The 17,236-nt window shown below is 71.6% G+C and carries 15 protein-coding genes and 1 pseudogene; 4 read left to right on the forward strand and 12 right to left on the reverse strand.

The genetic code is table 11. From position 1 onward, the window contains the following. Position 1: 1 nt before the first annotated feature. Together ACT2CW_RS45335 and ACT2CW_RS45340 are read right to left on the reverse strand one after the other, a co-directional pair. Positions 2–1,111 carry a mandelate racemase/muconate lactonizing enzyme family protein gene (locus tag ACT2CW_RS45335; RefSeq protein ID WP_445520783.1) on the reverse strand — a complete coding sequence of 370 codons (1,110 nt, stop codon included), beginning with the start codon at positions 1,109–1,111 and terminating at the stop codon, positions 2–4. Between the two features lie 12 nt (positions 1,112–1,123). After that, positions 1,124–1,885, reverse strand: coding sequence for a creatininase family protein (locus tag ACT2CW_RS45340; protein WP_445520784.1), 762 nt, complete (start codon positions 1,883–1,885; stop codon positions 1,124–1,126). A 19-nt stretch (positions 1,886–1,904) separates the two neighbouring features. On the opposite strand from ACT2CW_RS45340, the gene ACT2CW_RS45345 reads away from it, so the two are divergent. After that, a complete protein-coding gene (locus ACT2CW_RS45345) occupies positions 1,905–2,870 on the forward strand; it encodes an ROK family protein (RefSeq protein ID WP_445520785.1) in 966 nt (321 codons plus the stop codon). Here ACT2CW_RS45345 and ACT2CW_RS45350 read toward each other — a convergent pair. After that, the gene (locus ACT2CW_RS45350) at positions 2,857–3,729 is read right to left on the reverse strand and encodes an ATP-binding cassette domain-containing protein (protein WP_445520786.1); all 873 of its coding nucleotides are present in this window, start codon (positions 3,727–3,729) and stop codon (positions 2,857–2,859) included. The two genes, ACT2CW_RS45345 and ACT2CW_RS45350, sit on opposite strands and share 14 nt — an antisense overlap. Next, entirely contained in the window at positions 3,726–4,535 is an 810-nt protein-coding gene (locus ACT2CW_RS45355; protein WP_445520787.1) for an ATP-binding cassette domain-containing protein, read from the reverse strand. The genes ACT2CW_RS45350 and ACT2CW_RS45355 overlap by 4 nt, the downstream gene beginning before the upstream one ends. 155 nt (positions 4,536–4,690) lie before the next feature. Here ACT2CW_RS45355 and ACT2CW_RS45360 point away from each other — a divergent pair, with 155 nt between their 5' ends. Next, positions 4,691–5,890, forward strand: coding sequence for an RNA-guided endonuclease InsQ/TnpB family protein (locus ACT2CW_RS45360; protein ID WP_445520788.1), 1,200 nt, complete (start codon positions 4,691–4,693; stop codon positions 5,888–5,890). Between the two features lie 30 nt (positions 5,891–5,920). Here ACT2CW_RS45360 and ACT2CW_RS45365 read toward each other — a convergent pair whose 3' ends face one another. From ACT2CW_RS45365 to ACT2CW_RS45375, 3 genes are read right to left on the reverse strand one after another with little or no spacing between them, the layout of a single operon-like run. Then, positions 5,921–6,757 carry an ABC transporter permease gene (locus tag ACT2CW_RS45365; RefSeq protein WP_445520789.1) on the reverse strand — a complete coding sequence of 279 codons (837 nt, stop codon included), beginning with the start codon at positions 6,755–6,757 and terminating at the stop codon, positions 5,921–5,923. Continuing rightward, on the reverse strand, positions 6,754–7,728 hold the full coding sequence (locus ACT2CW_RS45370; protein ID WP_445520790.1) for an ABC transporter permease: 975 nt from the start codon (positions 7,726–7,728) through the stop codon (positions 6,754–6,756). Before ACT2CW_RS45370 ends, ACT2CW_RS45365 begins: the two co-directional genes overlap by 4 nt. After that, positions 7,725–9,254 (reverse strand): ABC transporter substrate-binding protein, encoded by a 1,530-nt coding sequence (locus tag ACT2CW_RS45375; RefSeq protein WP_445520849.1) that lies wholly within the window; start codon positions 9,252–9,254, stop codon positions 7,725–7,727. Before ACT2CW_RS45375 ends, ACT2CW_RS45370 begins: the two co-directional genes overlap by 4 nt. Before the next feature lie 95 nt (positions 9,255–9,349). Between ACT2CW_RS45375 and ACT2CW_RS45380 the strand changes: the two genes are divergently transcribed. Then, positions 9,350–10,183 (forward strand): IclR family transcriptional regulator, encoded by an 834-nt coding sequence (locus tag ACT2CW_RS45380; RefSeq protein ID WP_445520791.1) that lies wholly within the window; start codon positions 9,350–9,352, stop codon positions 10,181–10,183. Positions 10,184–10,350: 167 nt separating this feature from the next. Further along, complete coding sequence (locus ACT2CW_RS45385) at positions 10,351–11,505, forward strand: serine hydrolase domain-containing protein (protein ID WP_445520850.1); 1,155 nt, start codon at positions 10,351–10,353, stop codon at positions 11,503–11,505. On the opposite strand, the gene ACT2CW_RS45390 is transcribed toward ACT2CW_RS45385, so the two are convergent. The 5 genes and pseudogenes from ACT2CW_RS45390 to ACT2CW_RS45410 all read right to left on the reverse strand — a co-directional run bounded on the left by ACT2CW_RS45390 (position 11,435) and on the right by ACT2CW_RS45410 (position 16,973). Beyond that, positions 11,435–12,853, reverse strand: coding sequence for an alkaline phosphatase family protein (locus ACT2CW_RS45390; RefSeq protein WP_445520792.1), 1,419 nt, complete (start codon positions 12,851–12,853; stop codon positions 11,435–11,437). The two genes, ACT2CW_RS45385 and ACT2CW_RS45390, sit on opposite strands and share 71 nt — an antisense overlap. A gap of 85 nt (positions 12,854–12,938) precedes the next feature. Further along, positions 12,939–13,907: an ABC transporter substrate-binding protein gene (locus ACT2CW_RS45395; protein WP_445520793.1), complete on the reverse strand. Its 969-nt coding sequence runs from the start codon at positions 13,905–13,907 to the stop codon at positions 12,939–12,941. A gap of 51 nt (positions 13,908–13,958) precedes the next feature. Then, a pseudogene (locus ACT2CW_RS45400) lies at positions 13,959–14,714 on the reverse strand (amino acid ABC transporter ATP-binding protein). A gap of 59 nt (positions 14,715–14,773) precedes the next feature. Next, positions 14,774–15,745, reverse strand: coding sequence for an amino acid ABC transporter permease (locus ACT2CW_RS45405; RefSeq protein WP_445520794.1), 972 nt, complete (start codon positions 15,743–15,745; stop codon positions 14,774–14,776). Positions 15,746–15,851: 106 nt separating this feature from the next. Next, on the reverse strand, positions 15,852–16,973 hold the full coding sequence (locus ACT2CW_RS45410; RefSeq protein ID WP_445520851.1) for an aminotransferase class I/II-fold pyridoxal phosphate-dependent enzyme: 1,122 nt from the start codon (positions 16,971–16,973) through the stop codon (positions 15,852–15,854). Positions 16,974–17,236 lie beyond the last annotated feature (263 nt).

Here is a 17,236-nt window from a genome sequence, read left to right on the forward strand (position 1 = left end):
GTCATCCCGTCAGATCGCCCTCCCGCTCGTTCACCGCCGAGTAGTGCCGCAGCTTCTCCTCGTCGACGCGCACCCCCAGGCCCGGGCCCCGCGGGACGGCGAGGCGGCCGTCGATGAGCGGGATCGGGTCGGCGATGTCATCGGCGTGCAGGTAGTACATGCTGTCGATGGCACGGCCGAGCAGCGGAGTGCTGGCGACCACGGCGAGATGGGCGGCGGTGGCGATGCCGAGCTCGCCGCCGCTGTGCAGATTCATGCCGAGGCCGAAGGTCTCACAGTGGGCGGCGAGGGCCTTGGTCGGTGCGATGCCACCCCACTTGTAGACATCGCCGTGGACGACGTCCACCGCGCCGAGCCGCACCGCCGGAGCGAAGTCCTCGAAGCGGACGACGCACATGTTCGTGCACAGCGGTATGCGCACCTTGGTCCGCACCTGGCTCATGCCCTCGATGCCGGGGCACGGGTCCTCCAGGTACTCCAGGTCCAGCTCCTCCAGCTTGATGCCCGCGCGTACCGAGTCCGGCACCGACCAGGCGGCGTTGGGGTCGACACGCAGTTCGGTGTCCGGCAGCGCGGCCCGCAGCGCGCGGAGGTTGGCGACATCGCCGTCCACGTCGCCGGTGCCCTTGAGCTTGACCGCCGGGAAACCGCCCTCGGCCACCACCCGGGTGGCGTGCTCGGCGAGCGCTTCCGGGGTGGCGCCGTCTGCGCGGGTGACGAGCGCGGTGAGCGGGACGGTGTCGCGTACCGCCCCGCCGAGCAGATCGGTGAGCGCGTGGCCGGTGGCCTTGCCCATGGCGTCCCAGCAGGCCACGTCCAGGGCGGCGATGGCGGCGTAGCCGAGGTAGCCGTGGAAGAACGGCACCATGTGCTGCTTGCGGTGGAAGGACTCCAGGGCGAACGGGCTGGTGCCGATGAGATCGGGCGCGAGCTTGCGGACGAGCGCGGCCACCGGCTGCCCCCACATCGTCTCGCCCCAGCCGTCCACCCCCTCGTCGGTCCGGATCCGGACCACGGTGCGGGTCTCGCCGGTCTTGGTCTCGAAGGAGCTGGTGAACGGGGAGGAGAGGGGGAGGTTCACGACCCAGACGTCGACGTGTGTGACCTTCATGTACGAGGCTCCTCAGATGGCACCGGGGGCGGTTGCTTCGGCGAACGCCCGGATCGCGCGGGCCAGTTCGGTGGCGCGGGCGGACAGCTCGCCCGGGTCGGGGCGAGCCGTGGACGGGTCGTCGGTCATCCCGCCCACCCGTGCCCACTCGCCGTGCCGCTCGGCGGTGAGGCCGGGGTGCGGCGGGGCGTTGAAGAGCGGCGGGGGCCCGGCGGGGGAGTGTGGCTCGATGGGCGTACGGACCAGGTCCGGGTGGGCGGCGAGCATGAGGGAGGTCTCGTAGCGGCCGGCGTGCCCGGGGTTCTCCAGCGACTCGCCGAGGCTCCAGTAGGAGCAGGCCGCGAACGCGCCCTCGGCACGCAGTGCGTGTTCCTTGACCGCCAGGCGCATGATCTCGTCATTGCCCCCGTGGCCGTTGACGACCATGACGCGGTGGAAGCCGCTCTCGGTGAGGGACCGCAGAATGTCGCCGAGGACCGCCGCCAGGGTGCCCGCCGACAGCGACACCGCGGCCGCGAAGAGGTGGTGCGGGCTGTGCCCGTACGGCAGGGCGGGCAGGCGTACGACCGGCGGCCCGTCACCCGCCAGCAGCTCGGCCGCCCGGTCCACCACCGCCGTGACCAGCAGGGTGTCGGTGCCCATCGGCAGATGGGCGGCGTGCTGTTCCTGCGAGCCGATGGGCAGCAGGGCGATGGCGTCCGCGCCCGCGGCCCGGGCCTCCCGCCAGGTGAGTTCGGTCAGCCGGAGCACTGTGGTACTACCTCCTGGGTTCATGGCGTGGCAGAGTCTGCGCATGGCCGCACTCGCCCCCGACGGCGGACGCCCCCGGCTCCGCCTGGTGCCCGACCCCCCGGTCGCCCCCGCACGCCCGCTGCTGGGCGCGGTGGAGGTGGTGCCGGGACAGGTGCGCGCGGCGCTGGTCGACACTTCCGGAAAGCTGCTGCGGCGCACCGCGGCCGGTTTCGACCCGGCGGCGCGGGAGCCGGCCGGAGTGGACGCGGCGGTGCGGCAGGCCGCCCTGGAGTGCTTCGACGGGCGTGAGCTGACCGGGGTCGGGGTGGCCGCGGCCGGCCTGGTGGACCCGGAGCAGGGCACGTTCATCGAGGTCAACGACGTGCCTTCGCTGCGCGGCTATCCGGTCGCGGAGGTGCTGCGGCGGGCGCTGGGGGTGCCGGTGTACATCGAGCACCGGGCCCGGCTCCAGGTGCTGGGCGACCGGTGGTTCGGCGTGGGCCGGGGCCTTCGGTCCTTCGCCTCGGTGTCCACCGGCGAGGTGCTGGGGGTCGGGGTGTTCTTCGGCGGTGAGTTGCTGGCCCCGCACGGTGGCCGCAGCGGGGCCCATATGACGGTGCTGGCCGGTGGCGAGCCGTGCACCTGCGGGGCGCGCGGCTGCTGGAAGACCGTGGCCACGACGCGCTGGCTGCGGCGGCGGGCACAGGCGGGCGGACTGGGCACCGGAATGACGCTCGAGGCGCTGGTACGGCGCGGGGACGGTGGCCGGCCGGTGGTCGAGGAGTACGCCGACAACCTCGCGCTCGGCCTGGTCAACATCCAGCAGCTCTTCGCGCCCGGTCTGTTCGTGCTGCACGGCGAGGCCGTCGAGGGCGGGGAGGGGTTCCGGGCCCGGGTCGAGGAGCGGCTGCGGCGGGACAGCGGCTGGTCGACGGCCGCCCCGCCGCGGGTGGTGCTGGGGGAGGCGGGCCGGCCGGACGACGTGGCGCTGCTCGGCGGCGCGGGGCTGGTCCTCACCCACCGGTAGTCCCGCCGCCGATCCCGGTCCCCGTCCTGTTCCCGGCCCTGGTCCGGTACGCGTCGGGGCGTGGCACGGCGGCCAGCAGCTCGCGGGTGTACGGGTGCCGGGGCGCGCCCAGCACGGCGGCGGTCTCCCCGCACTCGACCACCCTGCCGCGCCGCAGCACCGCCACCCGGTCGGCGATCCGCTGGACCACGGCGAGGTTGTGCGAGACGAACACGTAGGTCAGGCCGTGCTGCCGCTGGAGCTCGGCCAGCAGGTCGAGGACCTGGGACTGGACGGAGACGTCGAGGGCGCTGGTCGGCTCGTCCAGCACCACGAGCCGCGGCGAGGACGCCAGCGCACGGGCGATGGAGATGCGCTGGCGCTGCCCGCCGGAGAACTCGTGCGGGTACCGGTCCTGCAACCCGGCCGTCAGTCCCACCGACTCCAGCAGCTCGCCGACCCGCTCCCGCAGCCGCGCCCTGGCGCCCCGACCGCGGTAGGTGGCGTCATGGGTGACCAGCGGCTCGGCCACGATATCGGTGACTCTCATGCGCGGGTTCATGCTCGAGTACGGATCCTGGAGAACGACCTGCATCCCGGCCCGTAGCGCGCGCAGCTCGGCGGGCGGCAGTGCGGCGAGGTCGTGGCCGTCGAAGCGGACCGTCCCGGCGGTGGGGTCCAGCAGGCCCAGCAGCAGCCGGGTCAGGGTCGTCTTCCCGGAGCCGGACTCGCCGACGAGGGCGAGGGTCTCGCCGTCCTCGACGGTGAGCGTGACGTTGTCGACGGCGAGGGTGCGGGTGGCGCCCGGTCCGGTGAACTCCCTTGACAGACCGTCGAGTTCGAGCAGTCTCGTCCTCCGGGACGTTTTGGTGGTCGTCATGATGTCGGCTCCAGTCGCGGGGTGGCGGCCAGCAGGTCGCGGGTGTATTGCTGCCGTGGCGTCTCGAAGACCTCGGCGACCGTGCCGTGCTCCACGACCCGGCCGGCGTTCATCACCACGACCCGGTCGGCGGTCTCCGCGACCACCCCCAGGTCGTGGGTGACCAGCACCACCGCCATGCCGTGCCGGGCGCGCAGCTTGGCGAGGAGGTCCAGGATCTGCCGCTGCACGGTGACATCCAGGGCGGTGGTCGGCTCGTCGGCGATGAGCACCCGTGGCCGGCCGACCAGCGCCGTCGCGATCATCACGCGCTGACGCAGCCCGCCGGACAGCTCATGCGGGTACTGCCGCGCCCGCAGCTCCGGATCCGGGATACCGACCTCGTCCAGCGCCCGTACCGCCTCCGCCTTGGCCCCGGCGCGCGAGGCCCCGCGGTGCGTGCGCAGCACCTCGGCCACCTGGTTGCCGACCCGCTGGAGCGGATCGAGGCTGGTCATCGGGTCCTGGAAGACCATCGCGACGTCGTTGCCGCGCACCTCGCGCAACCGCTTCTCCGGCAGCGCGAGCAGATCGCGGCCGTCGAGGAGGATCTCGCCGCCGGGGTAGACACACGGCGGCTCGGGGTTGAGCCGCAGCGCGGCGAGCATGGTGGCCGACTTGCCGCTGCCGGATTCGCCGACGACGGCCAGGGTCTCTCCGGCGTGTGCCGCCAGGCTCACACCGCGCACGGCGTGCACGGGGCCGGTGGCGAGCCGGAAGTCGACGTGCAGATCGCGGATCTCGAGCACGGGAGCGGGTGTGGTCATCGGGAACCTCCGAGGAAGGCCCCGCCTTCAGGCGGGGGAGGGACCGGACTCCTGCGGAGTAGGGCAGGGAGAGCCGAATCGCCGTCGGGGCGATGCGGTGTCCGCCACTGACAACCCGTCATACGGTCACGAGCCGATGTGCTAGTTTGTGAGTCATGTCCACTCATGTGAAGCGGGCGTATCGGTACCGCTTCTATCCGACCGATGCGCAGGCAGTTGAGCTATCGCGCACGTTCGGATGCGTGCGGAAGGTCTACAACATGGCGCTCGCGGCCCGGACCGAGGCGTGGACGTTGCGTCAGGAGCGGATCAACTACAACGCCACATCGGCGATGCTGACGGCGTGGAAGAAGACCGAGGAACTGGCGTTCCTCAACGATGTGTCCTCGGTTCCGCTCCAGCAGACCCTGCGCCACCTCCAGGCGGCGTTCACCGCGTTCTTCGCCCAGCGGTCGAAGTACCCGCGGTTCAAGTCGCGCAAGAAGTCCCGCAAGTCCGCCGAGTACACCTCCAGCGCCTTCCGCTTCCGGGACGGGAAACTGACGCTGGCGAAAATGGCCCAGCCGCTGGACATCGTCTGGTCCCGGCCCCTGCCCGAAGGCGCCCTCCCCTCCACGGTGACCGTCTCCCAGGACGCGGCCGGACGCTGGTTCGTCTCTCTCCTCGTCGAGGACCCCGCCGTCCAGCCGCTTCCCGCCGGCGGTTCGGCGGTCGGTATCGATGCTGGGCTCGGCCACCTGCTCACCCTCTCCACGGGTGAGAAGATCACCAATCCCAGGCACGAGCGGCGCGACCGCGCCCGCCTCGCCCGCGCCCAGCGCGACCTCGCCCGCAAGGCCCGGGGCGACGGCGCCAACCGGGCCAAAGCGCGCCGCAAGGTCGCCAAGGTCTACGCCCGCATCACCGACCGCCGCCGTGACCATCTGCACAAGCTCACCACTCGACTCGTGCGTGAGAACCAAACGCTCGTGATCGAGGACCTCACCGTCCGGAACATGCTCAGCAACGGCAAGCTGTCCCGGGCGATCTCCGACGCGGCATGGTCGCAGTTCCGCAGCATGCTGGAGTACAAGGCCGCCTGGTACGGCCGCGAAGTGATCGCGGTCGACCGCTGGTTCCCCTCCTCCAAGCTGTGCTCCGTATGCGGCACCCTGCGAGGGAGGCTGCCGCTGGGCGTCCGCACCTGGACGTGCGACTGCGGCACGACCCACGACCGGGACGTGAACGCGGCGAAGAACCTTCTGGCCGCCGGGCTGGCGGTGTCGGCCTGTGGAGCCGGTGTAAGACCTCAACGGGAGTCCTCCCGGACGGGGCAGTCGGTGACGAAGCAGGAAGCCCTACGGCGCGAGCCGTAGGAATCCCCCTCGTTAACGAGGAGGAGGAAGTCAACGGCGGTATGCCTTCGGGTCCGCGACGTCGCGCAGTGCGTCGCCGGGGATGTTGATGGCCAGGGAGGTGAGCATCAGCGCCAGTCCGGGGAAGACCGCGACCCACCACGAGGTGCCGAGATAGAGCTGGCCGTCGGCGAGCATCGAGCCCCAGGTGACGGTCTCCTTTGGCACACCGAGGCCGAGGTAGCTGAGCGAGGCCTCGGCGACGATGGCCGCCGCGATGTGCAGGGTGGCGATGGTGGCCAGGTGCGGCAGGACGTTGGGGAGCAGGTGCCGGCGCATGATCGTGAGGTCCGTGACGCCGGTCGCCCGGGCCTGGGTCACATAGTCGCGGGTGCGCAGCGACAGCACCTCGGAGCGGACCACACGGGCGTACGCCACCCAGCCGGTGAAGCCGAGCACCAGGACGACGTTCCACAGCCCGGAGCCGAGGAAGCCGACGATGGCGAGCGCCAGCAGCAGTGAGGGGAAGGCGAGTTGGATGTCGGCGAAGCGCATCAGGATCCGGTCCGGCCATCCGCCGCGGAAGCCGGCGAACAGCCCGCACACCGCCCCCACCACACCCGCGAGCAGCGCCGCCCCGATGCCGACGAGGAGCGAGACCCGGGAGCCGTAGATGACCCGGGACAGCACATCGCGGCCGAGCTGGTCGGTGCCCAGCGGGTGGGCGAGGCTGCCGCCGCCCTCCCAGGCCGGGGGTGTGAGCCGGGCGAGGAGCTGCTGCTCGGCCGGGTCGTCCGGGGCGAGCAGCGGCGAGAAGACGGCGGCGATCACCAGCAGCGCGAGGACGCCGAGGGCGGCAAGGGCGAGCCGGTTGCGTACGACGGTCATGACTGGGCCCGCACTCTCGGGTCGAGGAGGCTGTAGGAGAGGTCGACCAGCAGGTTGACGAGCACGAAGGCGGCGGCGAAGAACAGGACGGCCGCCTGCACCAGCGGGAAGTCCCGGTGCGAGATGGCCTCCACGGTCAGCCGTCCGATGCCCGGCCAGGAGAAGACCTGCTCGGTGAGGATGGCCCCGCCGAGCAGCCCGCCGAACTCCAGGCCGATCACGGTGACGGTCGGCAGCGAGGCGTTGCGCAGCCCGTGCGCGAGCACCACCTTGGCCGGGCCGAGTCCCTTGGCCTTCGCGGTGCGGATGTGGTCCGAGCCGAGGACGTCGATGAGCGAGGAGCGCAGCAGCCGGGCGATGACCGCGATGGAGTAGACGGACAGTGTGACGGCGGGCAGCACCAGATGCGCGAAGGTGCCGTAGCCGGAGGCCGGAAGCACCTTGAGCCGCACCGAGAAGAGCAGGACCAGCAGGATGCCGACCCAGAACGGCGGGGTGGACTGGCCGAGCAGCACCGCGGTCATCACGCCCGTATCGCCGGCCCGGCCACGGCGCGTGGCGGCGTAGATCCCGGTCGGAATGGCGATGACGAGGCTGAGCACCAGGGCGCCGGCGGCGAGTTCGAGGGTGGCCGGGACGCGGTCGGCGATGACCTGGCCGACCGGTTCGTGGTAGACGAGAGAGTCGCCGAGGTCGAGCCGGAGCAGCCCCCACAGGAAGTCGCCGTACTGCGCGATCAGGGGCTGGTCCAGGCCGAGTTGGGAGCGCAGCGTGGCCTCCTGGGCGGCGGTGGCGTCCGGGGGCAGCAGCTGTTTGACCGGGTCGCCGGAGAGCCGTACCAGAACGAAGGCAAGGGTGGCGGCGGCGAAGAGCACGCCGACGGCGGTGGCGAGGCGGACCAGGACATGGCGGAGGAGACCGGACCTCGGCTTCGGGACGGTGGCCGTCGGCCGGACGGAAGCGGCCGTCATGCCCGCACCTCCGCGCTCTCCATGGCCAGTGAGCCGTTGACGACCGGTGTCCAGCGCACCCGGGTGGTCCGGGCGAGGATGATGTCCTGCTGGTAGAGCGGTACGAACGGGGCCTCGCGCTTGATCAGGCGCTGGAGCGCGGTGAACGCGCGCTGCCGGTCTTCGGGGTCCATGGACAGCTCCTCGGCGTCGATGAGCCGGTCGGCCTCCTTCGACACCCACCGGCTCTGCCGGCGGTCATGACGCACGTTCGACTGCACCATGGACGCGCCGTCGAGCGTCCAGGCGGTGGAGGCGGCCAGGTAGACGGGGCCGAGCGCGTGCCGGTTGTCGGAGGTGAGGCGGGCGGAGAAGGTGCCGGGGTCGAGCAGGTCGACGCGGGCCCGGATGCCGGCGCGGTCGAGCAGGCCCGAGATGGCCTCGGCGACCTGGGCGTCGTCGTTGGACGCGGTGAGCGTGGTGGTGAGGCCGTGCGGGTGGCCGGCCTCGGCGAGCAGCCGCCGGGCGGTGCGTATGGAGCGCCGGAAAGGCTCGACCGACCCGTCGAAACCGACGACGCCGCGCGGCAGCATCGCGGGCACCTCGCGCGCCTTGCCGTCCAGTACGGCCTTGATGAGCAGTGGCACGTCGACGGCGTGGTTGAGCGCCTGGCGCACGCGGCGGTCACGCAGCGGTCCGGAGGTGGTGTCGAGGTTGAGGTACGCGGTCCGCACGCCCCGGTGGCTCTCCAGCTCCACGCCCGCGTAGCCGGACAGCTGCCGGGCGGCGTCCGGGGTGAGCCCGGTGACCAGGTCGACCTCGTCGCTCTGCAACGCGGCCAGCGCGGAGGCGGGGTTGGGCAGCGCGCGGAAGACGAGGCGGTCGGCCCCGGGGGAGCCGTGGAAGTGGCGGCGGTTGGCGCGCAGCCGCAGCTCGCGGTCGCGCCGGAAGGACTGGAAGACGAACGGCCCGGTGCCGACCGGCCGCTTGGCGAAGGCGGCGTCGCCGACATCGGCGAGGTACTTCGGCGGCACGATCACACCGCCGAAGAGCGACAGCTTCGCGGGCAGGATCGGGTCGTGCAGTGTGGTGTGCACATCGACGGTGTGGCGGTCGACCACGCGGACCGAGGTCACATACCGCAGCTCGACGATCGGCGACCGCGTCTTCGGGTCGAGGACCCGCTCGATGGAGAACTTGACCGCATCGGCGTCGAACTCCTCCCCGTTGTGGAAGCGCACGCCTCTCCGGAGGCGGAAGCGCCACACGGTCCTGGAGCGGGGCTCCCAGGAGGTGGCGAGCCGGGCGGCGAGCCGGCCACGGGCATCCCGGGTGGTGAGGGTGTCGAAGATGTTGATCAGGACGTTCATGGAGACCATGTCGCCCTGCTTGTGCGGATCGAGCGTGGTGGGGTCGGTCGGCTGCGCCACCCGGAGGACGCCGTCGCCGCCCGCGCCCGCGGCCGTTCCGCATCCGGTGAGCGCTGTCGGCGCGGCGATGGCGGGGAGTGCGAGCCCGCCCAGCCGAAGGGCCTTGCGGCGCGACATTGATGGAGGAGTCACGATCTGCCCTCCGCGGGATGTTCCATTGAACGGTTCGTCCGTTCCGGGAGCCGGAACGATGATGCGTTAAGCTAGGCGACATGCCGAAGCCGGTCAATACCTCCGCCTCCCGCCGTGAGGAGTCGCCCGCCGCCGCGACGGGCCCCGTGGACAAGGCACTCGCGGTGCTGGACGCGCTGGTCCAGCCCGATGCCCCGCACCGCCTGGCCGACCTCGCCGCCCGCACGGGACTGCCGAAGCCGACCGTCCACCGCCTGCTGCACACCTTCGCCGAGGCCGGGTACGCGGTCCCGGGCCCCGGCGGCACCTATCAGGCCGGGCCGCGCCTGCTCGGGCTCGCCGCCACGGCGCTGGCCGCCAGCAGCGAGCTGCGTCTTGCCCGCCCGGTCCTGGACGACCTGCGGCTGCGCACCGGCCACTTGGCCCACTTCTCGGTACGGGACGGCGCCGTGGCGGTGCATGTGACGCAGTCGGAGCCGTCGTCCACCTACCGCATGCCGCTGACCGCGGGCGGCGAAGTCCCGCTGTACTGCTCGGCGGTGGGATGGGCGATGCTGTCGGCCCTGCCGTCGCCGGCGGCGGCGGAGCTTCTGGGCACGGAGCAGCTCCCGGGCCGTACGGCACGGACGGTGCGGGACCCGGGGGCCGTGCTCGCCGCGCTGCCCGCCGTGCGCGAGCGGGGCTACGCGGTCGATGACGAATACGCGGAGCAGGACGTCCGTGCCATCGCGGCCCCGGTGCTGGGGCCGGGCGACCGGGTCGCCGGCGCGGTCGGCATCATCGGGCTGACGTTCACGCTGGACGAGGAGAGCGTGGCGGTGCTGGGGCCGATGGTGCGGGCCGCCGCCGGCACGGTGACGGCGGCGTTGCGCGGCGGGGCGGGGGCGCTGGGGATCGTACGGGGGCAGGAGTGAGCGGGGCCGCGGGCGGCCGGATCCCACAGGGGGCGGAACGGACGGGAACGGCCTGCCCGCTCCCGGCGGACCGGCAGCAAGGCCCACCAGTGGACCGGCAGGCAGGCGCACCGGCGGACCGGCAGACAGGCCCACCAGCGGACCGGTCGGCACGGCTCGCGGCACTCCTGGCGGCCGGCCGCCAGGCCGGGATCTACTCCGCTGCCGCCTGGTCGGTCGGCACCGCGACCAGGCGGGAGACCCACGGGCACCTGGGCACACGTCGCTGGGGCGGGGCAGAGCTGAACGGCACCGAGCTGTGGGATCTGGCCTCGGTGACGAAACCGATCGTGGGCCTGGCCGCACTGCGGCTGGCGGAGACGGGAGCGCTCCGGCTGGACGACACGGTCGGCGCGTATCTGCCGGAGTACCGCCGCGTGCCCGGCAAGGCGGACATCACCGTCACCCAACTGCTCACCCATACCTCCGGCCTGCCCGGCGGCACCCCGCTCTGGCGCGCGCACTCCGACCGGGACGGGCTGCTGGCCGCCCTCCGCGGACTGCCGCTCCGCGGGGCGCCGGGCACGGTGGTGGAGTACTCCTCCGCGGGGTTCGTCCTGCTCGGTCTGATCCTGGAACGGGCCGCCGCGACCGGCCTGGACGAGCTGGTGGCGAAGCAGGTGTGCGAGCCGCTCGGGATGCGCGAGACGGTCTTCGCGCCCGGCCCGGCGGCCCGTGAACGCGCGGTCTCCACCGAGCTGTGCACCTGGCGCGGCCGTCTGGTGACCGGCCAGGTGCACGACGAGAACGCGGTGGTGCTCGGCGGAGTCTGCGGCCACGCCGGTCTGTTCGCACCGCTGGCCGACATGGACCGGCTGGGCCGGGCGCTCGCGGCGGGCGGCGAGGGCCTGCTGAGCGCGCCCGGCTTCGCCCGTATGACCGCCTGCCATACGGAGGGCCTCCCGCTGCGCCGCTGCCTCGGCTGGCAGGGGCGGGACGCGGTGGGGTCGCCGGTCGGTACGGCGATGGGGCCGTCCTCGTACGGCCACACGGGCTTCACGGGGACGAGCCTGTGGGTGGAGCCGGCGGTGGACGGAACCGAGGCGGACAGGGCGGGAGCGGACGGGACGGGGGCGGACAGGGCGGGAGCGGAAGGCCGCTACTACGTCCTCCTCACCAACCGCGTCCACCCCAGCCGTGATCCCCGCCGCTTCCCCGCGGTCCGCCGCGCCTTCCACCACCACGCGGCGGCCTCACCCGCCGCGGTCCGGCTCAGCTTCGGTGCCGGTCGGCCGAGAGGAAGTACTGCCGGCCGGCGAGATGCTGCAAGTGGGCCGTGGTGACATCCGCGGCGCCGCGCTCCGCGACGACCCGTCGGTCCTCCGGAAGCGCTGACGCGTTTCCCGGAGCGAGAAGACCGGCTTCGCTCAGCACCCGCCCGGACATGGACGGCGGGACCGGCAGCCCCATGAGCCGGCAGATCGTCGGGGGAATGTCGAGGTGGTCGGCCGGGAGCGGGGATTCATGGGCGGTTCGGAAGCTCGGCCCGTTCAGTACGAGTGGTATGCGCATGTCGGCGGCCGAGGTGGAGCCGTGGCCCCCCGCGAACCGCGCGCCGCCTCGGACGCTGTGCCCGATGCGCGGATTGCCGAGTCGGTCGTGGTAGGTGAGCGACACATACGCGAGCAGGCCGTCGGCGACTGTTCGGGCGGACCACAGACCGGCCGGCGGAAGGACCCCCGGGACGTCGCCGTCGGCGAAGACCGGCCCGGACCACTCCGCCGACATGATGGCGTCGAGGATCGCATCGATCTGCGTGGTCCGGAGGCGCCGCCGCGCGTACACCAACAACCCGCCGTTGTTGTCGACGAGTTGTACGGCATCGGCGAGCGACGGCGGAATCAGGGACTCGATGTCGGCCACGTCGACCGTGTGCGTCGCGTTCGAGAAGCCGTGGTCGGCCGTCACGATGACATCGGTGTGCGGTGCCTGCTCACGGACCCGGTCGATCAGCCGACGCAGCCGGCGGTCGATCTCGGAGAGGGCATCGTCCCCGGCCGGGCCATCGACGCCGTTGCCGTGTTGCACGTCGTCCAGCTCGCCCGACCACAGGACGAGGACATCCGGCGCCAGCTCCGGAATGACGTAGTCGACGATCAGGTCGATTGCCCAGGCCAATGCGGGGAACGGACCGTCCCCGGCCTGGGGGAGACTGCCCGCGAGGCGGCGCCGGACACTCTCGGGCCGCGCGTAGAAGGCATCATGGCCGAACGGACGTGCGCCTATCGCGGCCCCGTGCCCGTCGACCGCTCCCGGATTGAGCAGCAGTGTGCAGCCGTTCGAACCCGTTCCGACGGCGACGAGCTTGCGCCCGTGGTCGGCGAGGTGTTCACCCAGAGTCGGCACGGGGAGCAGCCGATCACCCCGCAGGGAGCGGAGCAGCTCCAGGTGGTCGGGGCGGCCGGTGTCGATGAGGTGTCCATCGGCCCACAGGCGGTTGCCCGCGATTCCGGTCACGCCGGGGGGTGCTCCGCCGGCCAGGGACGCCGCGGCGGGGCGGGTCAGCGACGGTGCGACCGAGCGCGCTTGCCGGTAGGACACGCCGCGCTGTGCGAGTTCCGTGAGGAACGGCATCTTCTGTACATCGGTCGCCCGTAGGCCATCGACGACCACGAGGAGCGTACTCACCATTCAGTGTTCTCCGATCGAGGTTCTGTCCATGAGGGCTGACCCGGGCCAGGAAGGTGTCCGGGTCCGGCATTCCGTGTTCGGGCGCTCACTTGCCCTCGATCGGCAGGCCGGGCGGGTTGAGCCGCGAGGTGTTCACCCCGTCGCTGGTGAGACCCCAGCGCGCCAGGATCTTCCCGTAGGTGCCCTTCTTGATCAGGTAGTTGATCGCGTCGTTGAGCGGCTTGCCGAGGCCGTCGCCCTTCTTGGTGGTCGCGGCGATCAGGCCCTGGAGATGCCCCCCGGCTCCGATGATGGCGCCGATGACCTGGGTCTGGCCGGAGGTCTTGGCGTGGTACTCGGCCTCGGGGTTGGGATGCAGATAGGCGTCGATCTGGCCGGACTGGAGGGCCAGGTAGCAGGCCGATTCGTCCTGGTAGTACTTCACGTTGACGGGCCTGCGGCCCGCCTTGACGTTCTGGGCGCTCCAGTCCAGCAGGACCTTCTCCTCACTGGTCCCGGTGGGCACGGCGATGGTCCTGCCCGCCACGTCCTCGGGGCCGGTGACGCGCCATGTCGCGCCCTTCTTGGCCTCGAACGCCTGTGCGTCCTTGCGGTAGGTGGCCATGTCGTACTTCTGCTTGCGCAGTTCGGTGACGGTGATGTTGGAGACGCCGACGTCGTACTTGCCGCTGTCCAGACCGACGAAGATCTGCTCGAAGGAGACCGGGTTGTAGTGCACCTTGAGGCCGAACACCGAGGCGATCGCGTACGCCATGTCCGTTTCCACGCCGATGAGGGTCTTGTTGTCCGTGGCGAAGAAGGTGAGTGGTGCGGTGCTTCCCTTGGAGTTGCCGATTTCGAGGGTGCCCCGGGACCGGACGGCCGCGGGCACTTCAGCGGCGATGGAGGCGACCTTGGGTGCCGAGTAGCGGTTCTGGTCGGGGCCGGTGTTGAAGCGCTCCTTGGACGCCGGTCCGGATGCGTCCTTGGCCGGGCCGCCGCAGGCGCTCAGGGTGAGCGCGGCGGCGATGGCCAGGGTGAGCGCGGTGAGCTTGGGGCGGATGAGTACGGACATGGTGGTCCTGTCTTTCGGAAGAAGCGGGGTCGGAGGACCTTGGAGGCGGGGTCAGAGGACCTTGGAGAGGAAGGTGCGGGTGCGCTCGTACCGGGGGGAGTCGAGCACGTCGGCCGGTGTCCCCTGCTCGACGATCCGGCCGTCGTCCATGAAGACCACGGTGTCGGCGACCTCTCGGGCGAAGCCGATCTCATGGGTGACGACGATCATGGTGGTGCCGGCGCGTGCCAGATCCTTGATCACATCCAGCACCTCACCGACCAGCTCCGGGTCGAGGGCGGAGGTGGGCTCGTCGAAGAGCAGCACCTTGGGTTCCAGGGCGAGCGCGCGAGCGATGGCGATGCGCTGCTGCTGGCCGCCGGACAGCTGCCCGGGCTAGGCGGTCGCCTTGTCGCGCAGGCCGACGCGCTCCAGCAGCCGCTCGGCGCGTTCCTGGGCCCGGGCACGGGGCACCCCCAGCGCGGAGACGGGTGCCTCGACCAGGTTGTCCTCCACCGTGAGATGCGGGAAGAGGTTGAAGTTCTGGAAGACGAAGCCGATGTGGGTGCGCTGACGCAGCACCTCGCGCTCGCGCAGCTCGTGCAGCCTGTCGCCGGCCCGCCGGTAGCCGATCAGTTCGCCGTCGATGGTGACGGTGCCGCGCTTGACCTTCTCCAGGTGGTTGATGCACCGCAGCAGGGTGGACTTGCCGGATCCGGATGGGCCCAGCACAACGGTCACCTCGCCGACGCGGACCTGGAGATCGACGCCCTTGAGCACCTCGACCAGGCCGTAGTTCTTGTGGACGCCGCGTATGTCGACGACCACCCGGGCGGGATCGGCCGCGGCCTCGCGGGAACGGCGGCCGGCGGAGGGCGATGTCGTGGTCACCGCTGGGTCCCTTCATCCGCGGCAGCCGCGCGGAGGTTGCGAATGGCGAGGCGCACCCGCTCGACAGGGGTCGGCGGCAGCGCCCGCGTCGTGCCCTTGGCGAAGCGCCGCTCGACGTAGTACTGGAAGATCGAGAGGAGGGTGGTCAGCAGGACGTACCAGGCGGTCGCGACGAGCAGCATGGGCACGATGCGGGAAGTGCGCCCGTAGATGACCTGGACGGTGTAGAAGAGCTCCATGATCGCCATCACGGAGACGATCGAGGTGTTCTTGAACAGCGAGATCAGCTGGTTGGCCGCGTTGGGCGCGATGGTCCGCATGGCTTGCGGCAACACGATGCGCATGAGCTGACGGCGCCTGGGGATCCCCAGCGCGGCGGCGGCTTCCAGCTGGCCATGGCTGACGGACAGCACCCCCGCACGGACGATCTCCGAGGCGAAGGCGGCCTCGTTGACCGAGAGCGCGATGACGGCCGCGCTCACCGAGCTGACCAGATTGGTGGTGCTGAAGGAGAAGAACTCCGGTCCGAACGGCACCCCGATGCTCAGGCGCGAGTACAGGTAGGAGATGTTGAACCAGAAGAGCACCTGCACCAGCAGCGGCACGGAGCGCACGACCCAGACGTAGCCGTAGGCGATCACCCGGAGCAGGGGGTTGGCGGAGAGCCGCATGAAGGCCAGCACCATTCCGCCCACGAAACCCGCCAACGCGGCGTAGAAGGTGAGCTCGATGGTCACCCATACGCCGTGCAGAACGCTGCGGTCGAAGAAGTACTGCCGGAAGGTCGCCCACTCCAGGCCGGGGTTGGTGGCCAGGGCGTGCACCAACTGCGCCACCAGGACGAGGGCGATGGCCACGGCCACCCAGCGGCCGGGGTGCCGGACGGGGACGATCTTGGGGGCTCTGGGCTGCTCGGCACCGCTGCCCGGTGGTGCGAGCGCGGCTCTGCCGTCAGTGGCAGCGGTCATGATGACGTCTCCGATTCAGCGGTTTCAGCGGTGAGTTCGGGGAGCCCGGACGGGCGGAGCAAGCGGTGGAACACGGTGCGCGTCGCCTGCCGGACGGACGAGGACATCAAGCGGCCCAGCCGTCGAGGAGCTCGGCCATGGTCGACAGTCCGCTGCGCAGGTGTTCCTCCGCGATGGCGAAACTCAGCCGCAGATGTCCGGGAGCCCCGAAAGAGGCACCGGGCACCGTGATGACGCCGGAGTCCAGGAGGCGGTCCGCCAGGGTGACGTCGTCGGGGGCGAACCCGCGGATGTCGGGGAAGACGTAGAACGCGCCGTGGGGAGGCGTCCGGAACAGCCCGAGAGGTTCCAGGACGGCCTGGCACGCCTTCAGCCGGTCGCCGAGGATCGCCCGGAATCCGGCCGTCACATCCGGGCCGGTCAGGGCGGCCAGCGCGGCCGCCTGCGCGATGCGGCTGACGTTCGAGGTGGTGTGGGACTGGACGGCGGCAGCCGCGTCGATGACCTGCTTCGGGCCCGACATCCAGCCCACCCGCCAGCCCGTCATGGCGTAGGACTTGGACACACTGCCGACCGTGATGAGCCGGTCGCTCACCCCGGGTGCGACCTGGCCTGGTGCGGGGACGGGCCGGAAGCCGAGGTCGACGTAGGTCTCGTCCGAGACGATCCAGACGCCGTGGGTCGCCGCCCAGGTCAGGAGCGCACGCAGCTCCGACGCGTCGTAGACCAGTCCCGTCGGGTTGTTCGGCGAGCACAGCACCATCGCCCGGGTGGACGGGGTCCGGGCCGCCTCCAGGTGGTCCGGGGTGATCTTCAGCTCGCCGTCGGACGGCTGGACGATCACCGGGCTGGCGCCCGCCAGCCGGACCGAGGACGGGAAGGTCACCCAGTACGGCGCGGGGATCAGGACCTCGTCCCCGGGCTCGAGCAGCGCCATGAACGTGTTGAACAACGCCTGTTTCGCACCATGGGTGACCAGCACGCTGGAGCCGTCGAGGGGTGTCGTGGCCCTTGGGGTGAGCCGGTCGGCGATCGCCTGACGCAGTCGGGTCTCGCCGCCGGTCGGCCCGTAGTGGTGGTTCTCCGGCCTGCGCGCGGCGTCGATGGCCGCGGAGACGATGTGGGCGGGGGTCGGCAGGTCGAGTTCGCCTGCGGAGAAGTCGAAGACCTGGACGCCCGCACGGCGCAGTCTCGCGGCGCGTTGGCGCAACGTGGCGGTCGGCGACATGGTGATCACGGGGGTTGTTCCTCGTTTCCGGAGTTGATCGGCCGCCCGGAGGCGGCGGACGCAAGGCCCTGGTGCGGGGTCTTGGTGCCGCGCCGATGTCGATGGGCCCGGCAGGCCACCTGGAATGTGCAGTGACCCTCCGCGCTCATGGGGTCACTTCGGGTCGGTGTCGCTGTCCCGTGCGGCCGCTCGGCGCAGGGGTGTTCGCATACCTGCCGACCCGCGTCGGTGGTGTCAGGCTCGGAGTCGTGGGTGGCGCGCGA

The organism is Streptomyces sp. NEAU-174 (genome assembly GCF_052665095.1).